General features: G+C 39.1%; 16 protein-coding genes. 1 reads left to right on the top strand and 15 read right to left on the bottom strand.

Features of this window, described 5'->3' with window-relative positions:
- Window positions 1-4: 4 nt before the first annotated feature.
- From CS931_RS02265 to CS931_RS02200, 14 genes are all read right to left on the bottom strand, one after another.
- On the bottom strand, window positions 5-718 hold the full coding sequence (locus CS931_RS02265) for a LytR/AlgR family response regulator transcription factor (RefSeq protein WP_099204131.1): 714 nt from the start codon (window positions 716-718) through the stop codon (window positions 5-7).
- 261 nt (window positions 719-979) lie between these two features.
- Window positions 980-2,287 carry an O-acetylhomoserine aminocarboxypropyltransferase/cysteine synthase family protein gene (locus tag CS931_RS02260; protein ID WP_099204130.1) on the bottom strand — a complete coding sequence of 436 codons (1,308 nt, stop codon included), beginning with the start codon at window positions 2,285-2,287 and terminating at the stop codon, window positions 980-982.
- Window positions 2,288-2,299: 12 nt separating this feature from the next.
- On the bottom strand, window positions 2,300-2,857 hold the full coding sequence (locus tag CS931_RS02255) for a carboxymuconolactone decarboxylase family protein (RefSeq protein ID WP_099204129.1): 558 nt from the start codon (window positions 2,855-2,857) through the stop codon (window positions 2,300-2,302).
- A gap of 38 nt (window positions 2,858-2,895) precedes the next feature.
- Window positions 2,896-4,230 (bottom strand): aminotransferase class III-fold pyridoxal phosphate-dependent enzyme, encoded by a 1,335-nt coding sequence (locus CS931_RS02250; protein ID WP_099204128.1) that lies wholly within the window; start codon window positions 4,228-4,230, stop codon window positions 2,896-2,898.
- Window positions 4,231-4,408: 178 nt separating this feature from the next.
- Window positions 4,409-5,317, bottom strand: a complete 909-nt coding sequence (locus CS931_RS02245; RefSeq protein WP_099204127.1) for a PLP-dependent cysteine synthase family protein — start codon at window positions 5,315-5,317, stop codon at window positions 4,409-4,411.
- A complete protein-coding gene (locus tag CS931_RS02240; protein WP_099204126.1) occupies window positions 5,314-6,471 on the bottom strand; it encodes a trans-sulfuration enzyme family protein in 1,158 nt (385 codons plus the stop codon). Before CS931_RS02240 ends, CS931_RS02245 begins: the two co-directional genes overlap by 4 nt.
- A 523-nt stretch (window positions 6,472-6,994) precedes the next feature.
- The gene (locus tag CS931_RS02235; protein ID WP_099204125.1) at window positions 6,995-7,423 is read right to left on the bottom strand and encodes an RrF2 family transcriptional regulator; all 429 of its coding nucleotides are present in this window, start codon (window positions 7,421-7,423) and stop codon (window positions 6,995-6,997) included.
- Between the two features lie 43 nt (window positions 7,424-7,466).
- Window positions 7,467-8,321 (bottom strand): MBL fold metallo-hydrolase, encoded by an 855-nt coding sequence (locus CS931_RS02230; protein WP_099204124.1) that lies wholly within the window; start codon window positions 8,319-8,321, stop codon window positions 7,467-7,469.
- A 26-nt stretch (window positions 8,322-8,347) separates the two neighbouring features.
- Window positions 8,348-9,109: an ABC transporter ATP-binding protein gene (locus CS931_RS02225; protein WP_099204123.1), complete on the bottom strand. Its 762-nt coding sequence runs from the start codon at window positions 9,107-9,109 to the stop codon at window positions 8,348-8,350.
- Window positions 9,096-10,088: an ABC transporter ATP-binding protein gene (locus CS931_RS02220; protein ID WP_099204122.1), complete on the bottom strand. Its 993-nt coding sequence runs from the start codon at window positions 10,086-10,088 to the stop codon at window positions 9,096-9,098. The genes CS931_RS02225 and CS931_RS02220 overlap by 14 nt, the downstream gene beginning before the upstream one ends.
- Window positions 10,072-10,869 carry an ABC transporter permease gene (locus CS931_RS02215; RefSeq protein WP_099204121.1) on the bottom strand — a complete coding sequence of 266 codons (798 nt, stop codon included), beginning with the start codon at window positions 10,867-10,869 and terminating at the stop codon, window positions 10,072-10,074. The genes CS931_RS02220 and CS931_RS02215 overlap by 17 nt, the downstream gene beginning before the upstream one ends.
- A 9-nt stretch (window positions 10,870-10,878) precedes the next feature.
- A complete protein-coding gene (locus CS931_RS02210; RefSeq protein WP_099204120.1) occupies window positions 10,879-11,820 on the bottom strand; it encodes an ABC transporter permease in 942 nt (313 codons plus the stop codon).
- A 10-nt stretch (window positions 11,821-11,830) separates the two neighbouring features.
- Window positions 11,831-13,387 (bottom strand): ABC transporter substrate-binding protein, encoded by a 1,557-nt coding sequence (locus CS931_RS02205; RefSeq protein ID WP_099204119.1) that lies wholly within the window; start codon window positions 13,385-13,387, stop codon window positions 11,831-11,833.
- Window positions 13,388-13,391: 4 nt separating this feature from the next.
- The gene (locus tag CS931_RS02200; RefSeq protein ID WP_159459718.1) at window positions 13,392-14,099 is read right to left on the bottom strand and encodes an HAD family hydrolase; all 708 of its coding nucleotides are present in this window, start codon (window positions 14,097-14,099) and stop codon (window positions 13,392-13,394) included.
- Window positions 14,100-14,465: 366 nt separating this feature from the next.
- Here CS931_RS02200 and CS931_RS02195 point away from each other — a divergent pair, with 366 nt between their 5' ends.
- The gene (locus CS931_RS02195; RefSeq protein ID WP_099204117.1) at window positions 14,466-15,455 is read left to right on the top strand and encodes a P1 family peptidase; all 990 of its coding nucleotides are present in this window, start codon (window positions 14,466-14,468) and stop codon (window positions 15,453-15,455) included.
- A gap of 110 nt (window positions 15,456-15,565) precedes the next feature.
- On the opposite strand, the gene CS931_RS02190 is transcribed toward CS931_RS02195, so the two are convergent.
- Window positions 15,566-17,554 carry an AraC family transcriptional regulator gene (locus tag CS931_RS02190; protein WP_099204116.1) on the bottom strand — a complete coding sequence of 663 codons (1,989 nt, stop codon included), beginning with the start codon at window positions 17,552-17,554 and terminating at the stop codon, window positions 15,566-15,568.
- Between the last annotated feature and the right edge of the window lie 95 nt (window positions 17,555-17,649).

Genomic DNA, 17,649 nt, shown 5'->3' with positions numbered 1-17,649 from the left:
AGGCTTATTGTTCTCGCATCTTCTGTAAAAATGCTTGTTTTACTTGTTTAAAAAATGTGCGGCTGACCGGTATCTGCTGTTCGTTAAAAGTAATGGCATCTTGTCGGGTAAGCTCGCGAATATTTGAAATATTGACAGCATATGACTGGTGACAGCGTATAAATATATCATGAGGCAGCTCGGTTAAAAAATCAGTTAGTGTGCCATAGAAATAAGCAGTCTGATTCTGCATAAGTGTAATTTTCACTCTTCGTCCAATTGTTTCAGCGCAGACAATCTCTTTTAAGGCTACTCTCATTTTTCCTAAATCTGATTCCAACACTAAATAATCCATTTTGAACCGGTTATTGTAATCTTCTTCTATTATCTGGGTAAGGATATCTTCATTTAAAGGTTTCATTAGATAATGAAGAGCCTTAACGTCATATCCTTGTAGAGCGTACTCGCTGCTTGACGTAATAAAAATAATGGCAGCTGAGGTATCTTTCTTTCGTATCTCTTTGGCAAGAGTTATACCATTTACATCATCCATTATTATATCGAGTAACAATAAATCATATCTCATGCCTTGGTCAAAAAAGGCATGAAGAAAATCAGTGCTACTAGAGAATATAGCAATTTGATAGTCTATATTTAGTTTTTCAAGAATATTTCTACAAGTTTTTTCTTGGGCCTGTAAAAATATTTCTTCATCCTCACATAAAACAACTCGGTACATGCCTTGCTCCAATTCTACTGAATTATAGGGAATCTATTTAAAAACACGCTATTATTATAGCAGATATTGTCGCCTTTGTGTAGCAAAAGAATATCGAAACACATATTTATCTACTTGGTAAGAAGTGATTTTTATCCACAAAGACAAATAAAAAATGAAAAAGCAGAAAATTCATGAGCAAAAAGCACACATGAAAATCCTACTTTTTTATTGGCTAATTATGCTTAGCCTTACCAAAAAATCTATAACGATGTCACTATTTCATTTTTGAAAAGCAAGCTCAAATGCCTGATCTAAATCAGCAATTAAATCTTCTGCGTTTTCTAACCCAATAGAGAGACGAATCGTTTCAGGAACGATATCAGCTAATCTTTGCTGTTCTTCATCTAGTTCAGTGTGAGTGGTTCGGGACGGATTGATAATCAGCGAACGGGCATCTCCTATATTTGCCTGATAGCTAAAAACTTTTACGCCTTCTATAAAATTTCTTCGCTGTTCTGCTGTTCCAGAAAGTCCAAACGAAAAAATGCCACCACTACCTTTGGGTAGATATTTCTTTGCTAAATCACGATACGGGTTCTCTTTTGCTTCAGGATGTTTTATCCAAAGCACTTCTCTTCGATTTTCTAAAAAGCGAATTACTTTTTTAGAGTTAGAAACTTGCTTTTCTATTCTTTCAGAAAGTGTTTCTAGACCAATCAGCACTAAATACGCATTAAAAGGAGACAGAGCTGCACCTAAATAATTTAAATAAAGTGCACGGATTCTGCCCGTAAATGGAATCTTTGAAAAAACCTCTAGCACAGAACGCTGTCTATCATCAATATCTCGCAGCGAATAGAGCTTTTCTTCAAACTGAGGGAATTTCCCATTGGCCCAGTTGAATTGATTGTTTTCGACTACTAAGCCTGCAATGGCATTGCCATGACCTGTCAATGCTTTCGTGGCCGAGTACACAATAATATCTGCCCCATAATCAAATGGATTCAGTAAGTAGGGTGTGGCTACTGTGTTATCCACAAGCAGCGGAATGTTATATTTATGGGCAAGATCTGCAACTGGCTCCAAGTCAGTCACAGTAGCATTAGGATTCGTTATGCTTTCCACAAAAATTGCTTTTGTATCAGCTCGAATGGCTTTTTCAAAAGAATCTACACTGTCTGAATCTTCTACCAAATCAACCTCAATACCGAATTCTTTATATACCTGCCCAAAACTGTCTATCGTACCACCATAAAGGCGCGGCGTGGTTAAAATTCGTCCACTCCCCCCCACCACGTTTAAAAGTGCATAAGAGACTGCTGCCATACCTGAAGCTAATGCAATCGCACCTGTAGCTCCATGCAGCTCTGCAATGCGTTTTTCTAAAATGGTAATGGTAGGGTTAGATAGTCTTGTATATACAGAATCTTCTGAATTGAAAGAAAACAAATCATCTGAACGGGCAACACTACCTAGTTCATAGGCAGCCGTTTGATAGATTGGAACAGACACTGCATAATTGTGGTCTGCCGGATTATATCCTGCATGAATTTTCAGTGTATCAAAATGATAAGTTGGCTCTGCCATTTATCTCACCTCTTATTGCAAATTTTCACGCCATGTGGCAGGCTTAAAATCTTCGATGATTGGCACTAAACGTTGGTCTACATCCACTTTTAAAACTGAATTAAAATTATTGGTGGCAATCATTTGACCGGCAAACCCAACCAAAACGACAATTTCTTGATCTGTGAAGTTTTCTTTTAATCTTACAAAAAGTTCATCGCTGACATTAGAAGGATCTTTTACAATCTGCTGTCCAAGTTGTGAAAGCAGTTCTTCTTTTTCATTGAGTTCAAAAGAATTTGGGTCTTCACCCAATGCTTTTAAATCACTGATGAAAAATAAAGAGCAAAGCAGGCAGTTGTTTGTTGTGGAAATTGCATGGGCAAAGATGACCGCTGCACGGTTACCAACGATTTCGTTTACTCTGCTATAGAGCGGATACCAAGTTAGGTACGAATCATAAACATCAATGTCGTTGAGAAGTGCTTTCTTCATGTTAGTTACACTTCCGCTTTTTGCAATTTGAGCGTCAAACGCCTCTTTAATTTTTCCCTCTGTCTCTTCATATTGCACTAAATTTACTCTTGCCATTTCAAATCACCTATTCTTTCTCTTAATTTATTTACTATTTAGATTGAATTTACAATGTCATCGACATATTCAATTGCTTTGTCAAGCCTTGTTATAATTTCGTTCAACTGCTCTTCTGTTGTAATTAGTGGAGGTGCAAACAGAATTGTAGAACCTTGCCCAAATGTGAGCAAGCCATATTCTCTCAAGACCAACAGCATTTGCTGCAAGAAAGGCCGGCCTTCTTTGTCTGTGCTGATTTTGGCATGTGTTTCACGGTTTTGTGAAAACTCAATTGCACCAAATAAGCCGGTAGAGCGTACATCACCGATTGAGATATGTTTCTCTTTCAACCAGTTTAATTGTTCTGTCAAGATAGGTGCAAGCTGATTGACGTGTGTCTTAATATCTAAACGCTGGTACTCCCTGATACAAGCAATAGCAGCGGCTACACCAAGTGGATGCGCATTATAGGTTAAGCCTGTTGCAAAAGGATTGTTGTCAAAGTACTCTGAAATTTCTTTGCTGATGAGCACCCCGCCAAGCGGCGCATAACTGCTGTTCACACCTTTGGCAAAAGTGATGATGTCAGGTTCTATGCCTTCTTTTTGGCACGCAAACCATTCTCCGCAACGGAGAAATCCTGACATAACCTCGTCGCAAACCATCAAAATTCCGTATTTGGTGCACAACTCTCTAACCCCTTTTAGGTAGCCTTTGGGGTATAAATACACTCCATTACTTCCTGTCACAGACTCTATAAAAAAAGCGGCTATTTTATCTGGACCCTCCATCTCGAACTGATATTGAAGCCTTTTGAGAAAATGCGCTGTCGCTTCTTCTTCTGTGGCAAACTCAATATCATAATGATAGAGATGGGGCGCCTGATATTTTATAAATCCTGGTATAGTTGGAAAAAGAGAAGCTCTGTCAGGTTCTCCGGTCAAGCTTCCTGCTCCATAGGTTGCACCGTGATAAGACTCATACTTCGAAAATATTTTGTCACGTCCAGTGACAGTCTTGGCAATACGGATGGCAAACTCATTGGCATCTGAGCCGCCCAATGTGAAAAATGCTTTCTGCATATTTTTCGGAGCGATTTCTTCAATTAGAATCTCACCCAATTCTCCACGTTGTTCATAGGAGTGCTTTGGGGCAACGTAGGCAAGGGTTTCCACTTGGTGTTGAATAGCTTTGATAATATTTTGATTGCCAAAGCCGATGTTGACATTAACTAATTGTGAGCCAAGGTCAATGTATTCTTTTCCGTTTTCGTCCCATACATAAATGTTGTCTGCTTTTTCAATATATATCGGTCTATATTCTTTTTGCGGCACACCTGTAAAAGAAAACAGGGTATAATTTTTAGCTGCTGTATATTCTTTTCGTTCCATGTTCAAACCCTTTCTTATTGTTCTTTTATTTTAAGTTTAGTACTTAAAAGGACTTACTAGCCTAGCACTATCCAAAAGACCAAATCCGAGCAGCACTTTTTTCATTTTATCTGTCTCATTGGTTTAGGAATTGATAGACATCTAATTTTGTTCATCTCCTTTGTCAGAGTGTTCTTGTTCATCCAAAAATATTCTTGCTGAAATATCGCTCGCCTCTATCTGCAAAAACAACAACGATATTTCCAACTGCATCTTTCTGCAGAATTCGCACTGCTGCTAAGGCTGCCCCTGAAGATAAACCAGCAATGATCCCCTCCTTTTTCGCCAACAAGCGAACTTCTTCATATGCCTGTGCATCATTCACTTTAATTACACGATCAACCAGATTCATATCCATGGTTTCAGCAATGAAATCATTTCCTATTCCTTCGATGTCGTAGTTTGCGTGCTCACCGCCACCCATGGTGGAACCTACCGGATCAGCTAACACACCTTTTATGGCAGGATTTTTTTCTTTTAAATATTGCATGATTCCTGAAAAAGTTCCTCCACTGCCTGCGCCTGCCACAACAAAATCAATGTTACCATTTAAATCGTCATAAATCTCAGGGCCTGTTGTTTCGTAATGTGCCAGGGGGTTGCTGGCATTCTTAAATTGCTCCAACGTTATCGAATTTGGATTTTCGTTTCTTAGTGCCTCAGCTTTCTTAGCCGCCCCTAGCATACCTTCTTCCAAAGGTGTATTTATAATTTCAGCTCCCAAAGCTTTCATCAGCGTTTGCTTTTCTTGAGAAAATTTTGTAGGCACAACGAAAAGCAACTGATATCCTTTGTTAAGAGCTGCAAAGGCAATACCAAGACCTGTGTTTCCTGCGGTAGCTTCAATAATTGTGCTGCCTGGTTTAAGCAATCCCTTTTTTTCTGCATCGGCAATCATGTATTGACCGATTCTATCTTTTACACTTCCGGCAGGATTATAGAATTCTAACTTTGCATAGACTTTCAACTGACTTGAAAATCCGCAATGTGACAGAGTCACCATGGGAGTATTACCGACCAAATCTTGCATAGAAGCGTATAAACTCATTTTTTTGACCCCTCAATCGCTGAATGTAAATCATGAATTAAGTCGTCAATATGTTCAATACCCACTGAGAGTCGAATTAAATTCTCGGTGATGCCCACTCGTTCTCGAATTTCTTTGGGAATAGAAGCATGTGTCATAGAAGAAGGATGACAAACCAGCGATTCTACTCCCCCAAGACTTTCAGCTAGTGCCACTAATTTTAGCTTTTCAAAGAATTTTTTGATATCATACTCAGCTGTTAACTCAAAAGAAATCATTGCTCCTGCATTTTTGGCTTGCTTTCTATTGATTTCATATCCTTGGGCAGTTGGTAAACCAGGGTAGTACACGGAAGCAACAGCCTCATTTTTATTTAGCCAATCGGCTATAATCTCTGCATTCTCCACATGCCTTTGCATTCGAACGCCTAGTGACTTAATGCTGCGGATTAAAAGGAATGAATCAAATGGCTGCAAAATTCCACCTGTGGCATTTTGAATGAAATGCAACTTTTCTGCCAGTTTCTGTGTTTTAACAATCACCAATCCAGCAATTAAATCGCTGTGTCCACCTAAATATTTGGTGGCTGAATGTAGAACAATGTCTGCTCCCAATTCTAATGGGCGCTGAAGATAGGGAGTCATAAAGGTATTATCTACCACCAGCAAAATATTTTTTTCTCTTGTCAAAAATGAAACTGCTTCAATATCAGTAACCGTTAACAGTGGATTGGCAGGACTCTCGATTAAAAGCATTTTTACATCTGCTGTAAGCGCGTGACTTAGTTCCTCTAAATTGCTCGTATCGGCAATGGTATAATTGATACCAAATGATTGGAATATTTTATCCAATACCCGGAAGGTTCCACCATACACATTACTGGAAATCACAACCCTATCACCTGTTTTCAGTAAAGTTAGTACGGCTGTAATTGCCGCCATTCCAGAAGCAAAAGCAAATCCAGCTTCTCCCTTTTCAAGCTCTGCTATGAGAGATTCCAGAGATTCTCTTGTTGGGTTTCCTGTGCGAGAATATTCATACCCCCGCATTTTACCCAAACCGTCTTGCTGATAAGTCGAAGTTTGATAAATGGGAATGTTAACAGCGCCTGTGCGCTCATCGCCATAAATCCCACCATGAATTAGAGAAGATTCTATCTTTTGATAATGTTTCATCTATAAAACCCCTTGCTATATCTTAGAATTATTTTTGTTTCTTACTCACAAAGGAATAAAGCGCGGAAAAAGTTAGTTCAAAATTGTTGTGATAAAATAAAAAAGCAGTCGGGATAATCATCTCCCAACTGCTTTTTAGCATGTAAAAGATATGTTCATCCGCTTTGAATATTAAATTTGGGTATAGAACAACAGAGCATACAACAGTTGCCCATCGCCATCATTATTTTATTTGCGTTGATATTGTTTCTCATTGTTGTTCTCCTTTCTATACTTAATCATATTAATCTTACGGTTATTATATGATTTGAATTTTAAAATGTCAATTCAATTTAAGGCGAAAAAAATACTTTGGGATATATTCTGAAATATGAATTCTTAATGTAGTATACTTCTCCCTTTTTTATAAGCATGCCTTATATGTTTAGTATGTTTTATCTTTAAAATTACTATAAAAAGCAACAAAAACAATATTACTTTTACTGCTTAAAATTGAAAATAAATTTTATGGGGCATGGTGGCATTAAAAAGATTCCTCTTTTTTATCTGCTTGGCTTAGTAGGTTTTCTAAAGTGATTTGTCGCAATATCGAATGAATGTTATCATCAAGATAATCAAAAACATATTTTTGCATAACGCTTTCAATATTTCCTGCTGTTTGAGAAACAGTTTCTTCTGTGGGACCAAACATGCTGTTTTCTGCTGCAAAAAGAATCTCAAACACGGTTAATTGAGAAGGAGGATACGCTAAGCGATAGCCTCCCCCTGCCCCTTTGACCGCTAAAACCACATTTTCTCTTCTTAAAAGAGAAAAAACATGCTCCATATAAATTTTAGACAACCCGAGTTCATCTGCTATACTCGTTAGCGTTATATATTTTTGGCCGTCATAATGCCTCGCCATTATAATAGCGGAAGCTAATGCGTATCTTCCTTTTGTAGATATCTTCATTTTTTCTCCCCTGAACACGCAAATTCACAAAATATTTTATTGGCTATTTCCACTTACTACCCTGCTTTTTATAAATGTTCTCTTTCTTGTAGTAGATACATGCATTTCCCACCCTATGGGCATATAAGTATCCGTGTTTTAAAAAAAGATAGTCTGCTTTTTCGATGTCATCTATTGAACCATTCAAAATATTATTTGCTGCAGTTTGAAGCTGGTGTACTAGTTCTGGGGTAAAGGGATTTTTTAAATGGGAAGCATAAATTTGCTTGTTATTTTTTGCAAACTTCTCAAAATGATTTAGGGTTTCTAAGAAAGCTTCTATTGTGTTGAATTCATCATCTTCGTCAAACCAATGAATATCTGCAATACCGTCTCCGGTAAAAGCAAAGCGTCCGTCTTGTGACACAAAAGCAATTGACCCTTTCGTATGCCCTGATATTTCAACTGTCTTTAAAATTACACCACCTAAATCAAAGTGGTCTCCTTCCTTCACCGAAAGATAGCGTAGATTTGGATTAGGCTGTATTTTATTGGCGGCTGCATCAAGCAAAGCAGCATCATTTGTTAGCCTTAGCAGGATTTCTTGTTTAACCGGTGTCAGCTCAGTGGCCTCCTCTTGCGAATAAACATATTCTTGTGGATGCAGATAGAGTTCTGAAAACCACCTATCCCCTCCCACATGGTCCAAGTGTCCGTGAGTATGCAATACGATAATTGGCAGTTGTGTGATTTTTTCCACTTCTTCTTTAATGCTGCCAATTCCGATACCTGTATCTATCAAGGCTGCCCTCTCTTTGCCTATCACAAGAAACACTTGAATCGGAAATAGTTCTTCTGACAGTATATCAACAATTTTATACAAATCTTTTTCTAGTTTTTCTGTTTTGTAAAATGACATGCCGTTTCCTCCTTGTGCTGTGATAACTACGAAAGTTTTGGTATGGAACTTAGCAGTGCTTGCGTATATTCATGTTCGGGAGAATAGTAGATGTTCTGCGCCTCTCCGCATTCCACAATCTCTCCAGAAGACATGACTGCTATTCGGTCGCAGAGCCAATAAACCACATTGAGATTATGTGAAATAAAAAGCATCGAAGTATTCAGTCTTTCATTAAGTTCTTTGAAAAGATTTAAGATTTGTGCACCCACCGACACATCCAATGCGCTGGTCGCCTCATCAGCAATGAGCAAATCTGGTTCTAGCATAAGGGCAATACCGATGCAGATTCTTTGCTTTTGTCCACCGCTGAGTTCATTTATTCTTCTTTTTTTATAAGTTGTATCTAACCCAATCAGCTCCAGCATTTCATCCACACGGCGAATTCGTTCCGATACGCTTCCTCTTTTATGAACACGCAGCGGTTCTTCTAAAAGCCAGCCCACCTTTTTTGCAGGATTCAAAGAAGCCGTCGGGTCTTGAAATACGGCTTGCACTTGCTTTGACAACTCTCGTCTATTATAATCTTTTCTGTTTTTACCGCCAATCAATATTTCTCCGTTATAGTCGATAATACCTAAAACAGCATTCGCTAAGGTGGATTTTCCACTTCCACTTTCGCCCACTAACCCAAAGATTTCTCCCTTGTGAATCTTAAAATTTATATCTTTTAAAACCTTCTTTTCAAGCTTGCCTTTATAACTATTTGATACCTGTTTTACCTCTAATACCGTTTCATATTTGGACATATTCCACCTCACGGTCTGCCTCTACTAAAGCACAGTTCACACTATGATTTTCACCCAATGCAATTTCAGAAGGAAACGCAGACAGGCAAATATCCTGAACCTTTGGGCAACGAAGAGCAAAAGGACACCCTAATCGCTTTTCTCCAACTGCCGGCACTTTTCCCGGAATATTCGATAGTGGAAGACCTTTCTTTTCCGGAACAGCAATCGCACCAAACAAACCCTTTGTGTATTCGTGCAGAGGGTGATAAAAAATGTTGCCGACACTTCCCTGTTCCACTATCTTTCCGGCGTACATGACCATAACCTTGTCGCATATTGCGCGAATTACACCTAGATCGTGGGAGATGAACAAAATTGACAAACCCATGGTTTGATTTAGTTTTTTCAGTAGCTGCAAGATTTGTGCTTGCACTGTCACGTCTAAGGCAGTCGTGGCTTCATCGGCAATTAAAAGCTTAGGACGGCATATTACTGCTGCCGCAATCATCACCCTCTGACGCATACCACCAGATAGCTGGTGCGGATAGGCCTGCATAAGCCTTTCCGGTTCCGATAATTCCACTTCATGCAGAATCTCTATTACTTTATCATGAATCATTTTGCGATCTGTTATGCCGTGTAGTCGAAGCGGTTCTGCTAATTGTTCACCGATTTTCATCAAGGGATTTAATGCTGTCATTGGCTCTTGAAAAACCATAGCAATTTCATAACCCATCAGTCTTTGTTTTTCTTGGCGGCTAATTGCTTGTAAATCAACGGTTTTAAACAATAATTCTCCCTCTGCAATTTTGGCATGAGCGCCTAAAAGACCCATAATTGATAAGGCCGTGAGGGTTTTACCACATCCCGATTCTCCGACAATCCCAATAATTTCTCCTTGTTTAATATCAAAATTAATATGGTCAACGACCGTTATCCATTTCTTTCCCTTACGAACAGCTACTGTCAAATTTTGTGCTTTAAGCAGAGGCTTCATGTGATAATCCACCTCCTATCAATTGAAAGCTAACAATCGTTAATACGATGACAATTCCTGGTGCCAAGGCGCACCACGGTGCATTCAAAAGAAATGTCTGCGATTCAGACAGCATTCTGCCCCAGCTTGGCAGAGGCGGCTGTATGCCCAAACCAAGATAGCTCAAACTGGCTTCAGATAAAATGGCATTGGAAAATCCAATGACGACCGCTGAAAACAGCGATGGAATTAAGTTAGGAAAAATGTGCACCAAAATAATTCTAAAGCTTGACACGCCTTGCAACTGTGCAATTTTTACATAGTCCCGTGACTTCTGCTGCAATGTCCCGCTGCGGATAATACGGGTGAAAAATGGTACAAAAAGAATAGACAGTGCCAGAATAACTGTGAATTGACCATTTTTCAGCAAAGCAACCATCATCAGTGAAAGCAGAATTCCCGGAAAAGAATTGAGCGCATCCATAACACGCATAACAATTTCGCTGACGATGCCGCCGAAATATCCTGCTGTTAGTCCCAATAGTGCCCCAAGAGTTACGCCGATAAACACAGATGCAAATGCCACCGACAAGGTATATTTTGCACCTGCAATCACGCGACTAAAAATATCTCTTCCAAAATTATCAGTACCAAACCAATGGGTGAAGCTAGGTGGTAAAAACCTCTCCTGCGTATTCATTTCGTTGATATCATAAGGCAAGTAAAATACACTGATAATTGACAGCAAAATAATGACAGAAGCAATTATAATGCCGATTCTTAAATCTTTCTTTTTTACCATAAACTCACCTCACTTTATTCGAATACGTGGATCAATAATCTGTATAACAATATCCACCAAACTGTTGGCTATAACTACGATCCCTGCGATATAAACCACCAAAGTTTGCACAAGAGGCAAATCGCGGGAAGTAATAGAAGAAATCAATAGTTGCCCAACTCCCGGAATGGTAAAAACCTTTTCAATGATGATACTTCCTGAAAAAACAGAACCCACGATAATTCCGAGCATGGTAACAGCCGGAAGCATGGCGTTTTTCAGTGCATGCCGTGTTAAAACCCAGCCTTTACTTGCTCCTCTGCTGTAAGCGGTGCGTACATAGTCTGCTTGTAGCTCTTGTATGAGCGAGGAACGCAGAAAATGAGTGACCATGGCACTGGCAGGAATTGCAATTGCCAATGCAGGAAAAATTAGGTATTGAACAAATTCACCGATATTTTCTTGATAGCCAATATATTTGCCCGGTGTAAACCATTTAAGAACAAGTCCGAAAAGCCATATAAAAACAATACCTGTAAAAAAATCTGGCGTTGACATCCCCAAAATATTGCCTGCTGAAACCACTTTATCAATGATTCCATTTTCTTTTCTGGCTGCCAGTAAGGCTAGTGGAAAAGAAATGATCAAGACTAAAATAATTGCTAGCACAGACAATGTAAAGGTGATGGGAAGCCTATCTGCTATCAACGCTGTAATAGGAGTATGATAACGGATAGAGTTTCCAAGTTGACCGGTAAACAAGCCACTAATCCAGCTAAAATATTGTTGCCATAGCGGACGATTCACACCCAACTCTTCTCTCAATGCCTCCAATTGCTCCGGTGTACCCTCCGTGCCAAGAATCAAACTGGCAGGGTCACCGGGCAAAATATGGAATGCGGTAAAAGCAAGCAAAGAAACAAGAAGAAGGGTTAAAACAGTAATTCCTATTCTCTTTAAAATTGCTTTCATTTTTGGTTACCTAATTCTTTGTAATGGTGGAGAAATCGAACACATAAAGTGGATAATCAACCGCTCCTGAAAAGTCCTTGCGCAATACGTTAAAGCTGTTGATATCTTGAATGTATACGCTGGCTGCGTTGTCAGACAAAATCTGTTGCGCCTTGTTATAGGCTTCAATTCTTTCGCTTTCTTCTAATGTGGCGGAACCGATATCAAATTGTGTGTCGAACTCTGCATTGCTGAAGTTGATGAAGTTATTCTTAGCATCTGAGCGATATCTGCTGAGAAAACTGGAAGGAGCGAGGTTTCCGTCGATAGATATAATGGTAGACTGATACTGACGACCTGAATAAACCTGCTCTAGCCAAGTTGCCCAATCGACCTGCGCTATAGTTGCATTGACACCAATTTTTGCGAGCTGATTGATGATGACCTGTGCGGTATCAAGGTGCATGGTATAGTTAGAAGAAACCGTAATTTCCAAATCAAATCCATCACCATAGCCGGCTTCAGTCAGCAATTGTTTGGCTTTGTCAATATCAGCTTGATAAGCATCGGTCACTTCACTGTTAAAATAGGTTTTCAGACCCGGAATAATCGGTGTGCCTGACGGTGTACCAAAGCCATAAAAAGCGGTGTCAATAATCTCCGTTTTATCAACAGCATAGGAGATTGCCTGACGAACCTTTACATCTGCAAGCGGACCATAGCTGTTATTCAATGCAAGAAGTTGCACAGAGGCTGACTGGCTTTCAATATAGGAATATTCATTGGCATCAAGCTGTTGCAACTGTGAATAGTCAATAATACTGGCTCCATCAATATTTCCGCCTTGAACCGCTGTCAAAAGAGCGTTTGTATCGCTGACAAATTGAATTGTCACCTTGTCAAGCTTTGGAAGCTCGGTATTCCAATAGTCCTTATTTTTAACGAGTACAATGTTTTGTTGAGGGGTATAGCTTTCAAGCGAAAAGGGTCCTGTGCCAATCGGCTTATTCTCTCGGTCGGTATAGTCTTTTGGCACGACTCCCACCGTTAGAAATGGTAAAAAATAAGTATCTGGCGCAGTTAAAGTAATCACAACTGTATTGCCATCTGCGATAATCGTATCAATCTGATCTAGTCCGGTGAAACCCTGCTCTTTCGCTATCTCCAACGAATAGACAACGTCTTCTGCTGTTAAGGTAGCTCCATTATGAAATTTGACACCAGTGCGAATCGGAAAAGTATATTTGAGTCCACCTTCTTCCACCTGATAACTTTCTGCTAAAGCGGGCTGTAGATTTCCGTCTGTGTCAGGTTTGACAAGTCCTTCAAAAACGTTGAATAAGATACTTCTGCCATCTGCTGAATTCCCTGCATTCAGTGGGTCAAGTGTAACTGGCTCTGTTGTAGAGCCCCATCTTAGCTCTTTTACTTCTTCGGTAGTTGTGTCGGACGATACCGTCTCCGCTTGAGAAGACGGTTTCTCACTTTCAGGCGTTGAGGCTTTCGATTCTTGAGCTGATGGCGAGCAAGCTGTTAAAACAAGGGTAAATAGAGTGGCAAAAACTAGAATAAAAGATAATTTTTTCATGGTATTAACCTCTTTCAGTAGGAAGATTATTTTTTAATAAATAGTTTAATAATTCTGTCAATGAACCTAAAATAGTAGCATCTCGTACTTCTGAAATTCCCTCACCTTGAAATGAATCTAACAAAATACACTGCCAACCAAGTTTTGTACTGCCTCTATAATCATCATAATAGTTATCCCCGATGTATAAACATGCGTTTGATTGTGCACCTGATTGCTGCTGTGCTAACTCAAAAATCTTTCTATTTGGTTTTTCAACACCGACCTCGGATGAAATGAGAATTTCATCAAAATATTTGGTAAGTTCGTTTTGCTTCAGCACATCTCGTGCAGAAGCATCCCAATTTGAAATGATGCCAAGATGATAGTCTTTTTGTAATTCTTTTAAAACGGGAACTGTGTCTTGAAAAGCAAACCATTTTCTTGTTTGTTTTGTGGATAAAGAAGAAAATGCTTGCCAAATTCTTATATCATTTTCTATCTCCAAAAATGAGCATAGACATCGAAAATATTTCAGCATATCTTTTTCTGTTGGATGAGAAAGCACACCCGGACACATTCGAAAAAAATATTTGTCGCTTAGGTAAAAGCTTTTTTTAACATCTTGTAGACTACGCTGGATTTGAAATTCGTGCAGCACTTCTTGAAATAAGTTTTCTCGCTGCGTATGAACAAGCGTATATCCAAGATCAAACCATAACCATAATTCCAAATTATACCTCCTAAAAAAACAAGCAAAAAGCAGTCCGTAAATCTTACGGACTGCTTTTTGCTTGCATAATATGCGTCACAACTTCACAGACAATAAAATTCACAATAATCATCAGGGGGCGGAGTACAGATTTCTAGACATGCAAAAATACACATCGGACATGAAACCGATGCGTTACAATTAGCCATACACATATTTAGAAAATTCTTCATAAATATCGCTCTCCCTATTGATTCATATTAAATCTATCGTTATAATATGAATACTATCATAAACAATTTCGAGTGTCAACTAAAATTTGTAAATAGGCCACATTTTATTTTCTATTTGCATGACGTGATACCACACAAACCGCAGGAGGTTTTTATGACAAGCAATAACAGCTGGGAAGAAATTAAAATAACCGATATCGACGGAGTTAGAATTGGAAATGCACAAGATTACGAAGGGATGACGGGCGTAACCGTTGTTATCTTTGATAAACCCTGCTCTGGTGGAATTGATATCAGCGGTGGCGGACCTGCCTCTCGTGAAACGCATCTACTTTCTCCATTGGCAAATGAATCCGATATGCTGAATGCTATTGTGCTGTCAGGCGGCTCTGCCTATGGTCTGGCCGCTTCAACCGGTGTTATGCAATATTTGCAAGAACATAAAATGGGCTATTACACCTCAGGTAGCTTTGTTCCTCTTGTTTGTCAATCTTGCATTTTTGATCTTTCGATTGGAAAACCTGCTATTTTTCCTAGTGCTGAAATGGGTTATAAAGCCTGCCAAGATTCTGAAAAGAACAACCCTATATCAGGCATAATTGGTGCTGGAACAGGTGCGGTCGTGGGGAAAGTGGGTGATATTTCACAGGGAGAAAAATCTGGCATTGGTTATTATGCTGTGCAAATTGGAGATTTAAAAATGGCTGCCATCGCAGTTGTCAACGCACTCGGTGATATACATGACTATAAGACAGGTCAAAAAGTAGCAGGAATGATGAACAAAGAGCGCACCCACTATATCAGTGCTGAAAGCGAAGTGTATACTTCTCCTCTTTCTTTGAACACAAGACAAAATACCACATTAGGCATCATCATCACAAATGCTGATTTTTCACAAGCAGATATGAGTAAAGTTGCTTCTATGGCGAGAGCCGCCTTTGGGCGTTGTATCTATCCTGTCGGTACGATGGCAGATGGCGACACCATTTATGCTGTATCTATCGGGAAAGACCTAAAAGCCGATATCAGTATGGTGGGTGCACTTGCCGCTTCGGTACTTTCAGAAGCCATCTGCGATGCTGTGCGTTGTTCACATATGTCAGAACAAGAATTTCTATCTAAAGTGAAGAACAGAAATAATTAGTATAAATAATAACTAAAAAACTTCGACGTAATCCATAGAGGATATAATGTCGAAGTTTTTAGCTAGCAATATTTTATAAAAAAAGTTTGCCTTGATTTAATACAATATTACTATTTATTAGCCAAGGACAAGAGAGCTTCTGAAATTATTTCCAATTTATAAGTATCTGTAATGATATCAGGGAAATATACTTTTCCTGGTTCAACAACGATCACATTTCCATTTTGCACTGCAGGAATAGACTGCCAAATGGCATTATCATCTAACTGCTTAATAAGCTCAACATCACTCTGATTCATAAGGATATAATCTCCGCAAAGCTCTGGAACCACTTCATAAGAAACATTCGAAATGCTTGAGTCTGATGATTCTTTTAGTCTTTTTACCGATTCAGGCATTTTCATGTCGAATAAACCATATACGACTTCGCCACCCCAGCCTATTTCGCCGCCTAGTTCTAACCCATCTTCTACAAGACCATCGTTTCGAAAAACAGTAATAGTCTTGTCTAATATACCTGTTTCTTTTAGTTGTTTCCTATAATTTTCAATTTTTTGATTGTATTCGTTTACTAGAGCCTCTCCGTCAGCTGCCTCAAGCCCTAATGCCTGTGCCATCAGTGGAAGACGTGTCTCAGGTTCGTCGTCCCAATCAAAGGCAACAGTAGGCGCAATTTTGCTAAGTTCTTCGTAGTCATCAGCTTTGCCACCAAATGCTCCTGTTATAATTAAATCAGGTTCTAGTGCCATGATATGTTCGGGCTCCCATTTCTCCAATACTGTAATATTTTTTGCCTGATCAGACCACGGACTTGTATTCACATAAAAATCTTGAATACCGATAGGCTCTTTTCCAAATGCTAAAATATCGCCTACCCAAAATCCACTGGCAACAATTCTTTGTGGATTCGTTGGTACCTCTACTTCACCCATTATGGTGTTAATTGTTCTTGTACTTTCTTCTACAGACGTGTTTTCCTCATTTTCTGTCATTTGGCTGCTCACAGCTGAAGCCCGTGCAGAACTCGCTTCACTTGTATTAGCCGGTACTGTACCACAAGCTGAAAGCAGCATAACCACGGACAAAGCCGCTGCCATTACTGTCTTATTCTTCATTTGATTGAACATATAAGTTGCTCCTTTTCCTTTGAGTTTGTCTGTGCTAACTCGACCTTCCTCATTATAGGGAAAAGGTATCAATTTTTCTATGGACGAATTTCCCATTTGGTATGTACAAATGTCCCTGTACTCTGTTGTACTCATTCGCACATGCTTTTTAAACATACGCATTAAACTGAGCTCATCTGAAAAACCGGATTTTACAGCAATTTCTCGAAGCGTGCAATTTGTCTCTGCTAAATATCGTTTAGCAGCAGAAAGCCTTTTAGCTATGAGATATTCTTGAGGACTCTGCCCTGTTCGCGCTGTAAACAATCGATGAAAATGAGAATTACTGATACCCAACTGTTCACGCATTTCTTGAATAGATACTGCCGTGCTATAATGCTTGTCTATATATTGTTGAGCTATTGCAATCATATCTGGTTCTAATATTTGTACGCTACCTTTATCCAATTCTTCATAAATTTCATAGATTAACTGATAAAAAGCAGCTTTTCCATAAAACAAATTTAATTGTGTCGGCCCTTTCCATTTTTCATACATCTTTCGGAGCTGTTCGGCAAAAAACAACGGGTTAGTAGGCGTAAAACCATATTCCTGCCGAAATGGATTTACTTGCTCCAGCCGTTTTATCTCTTCTCGCTTATAAAAGGGTGATTCCTCTGCTTTATATAGTACCATATAATATTCCAGCCAATCACATCGAGGGTAAATCGACAGTTCTGTTCCTTTTCCTGCATGAAATAAACCAAATCGGTCAACCTGATGAGGCTTATCGCCCAAGAGCACCTCTGCTCTACCATTGCTTGTATATAGAAATGCACTAGTTGGTAAGCGATACTCTCGCAAAGCTTCTTCAGATGAAATTAGATTATGACGGATATCTAACAGGGAAACTGACGCACTGTTCCAAATTCGGATAGCGCTGGCAATATTTTCTTGAGAGAGCTTTTCATCTCTTTCATAAAGGTTGTTCATTCGCAACTCCTTTTATAGCAGTCCTGTTTTTAATTAGATATAACTAACCAAAGTTAAGTATAGCATACACTGCACTGTTTATACAAGATATAGCT

The organism is Scatolibacter rhodanostii, from assembly GCF_900197595.1.
GTDB lineage: Bacteria > Bacillota > Clostridia > Oscillospirales > Acutalibacteraceae > Scatolibacter > Scatolibacter rhodanostii.
Note: the sequence above shows the minus strand (reverse complement) of the source record. Positions and strands in the feature narration are given on the sequence as shown.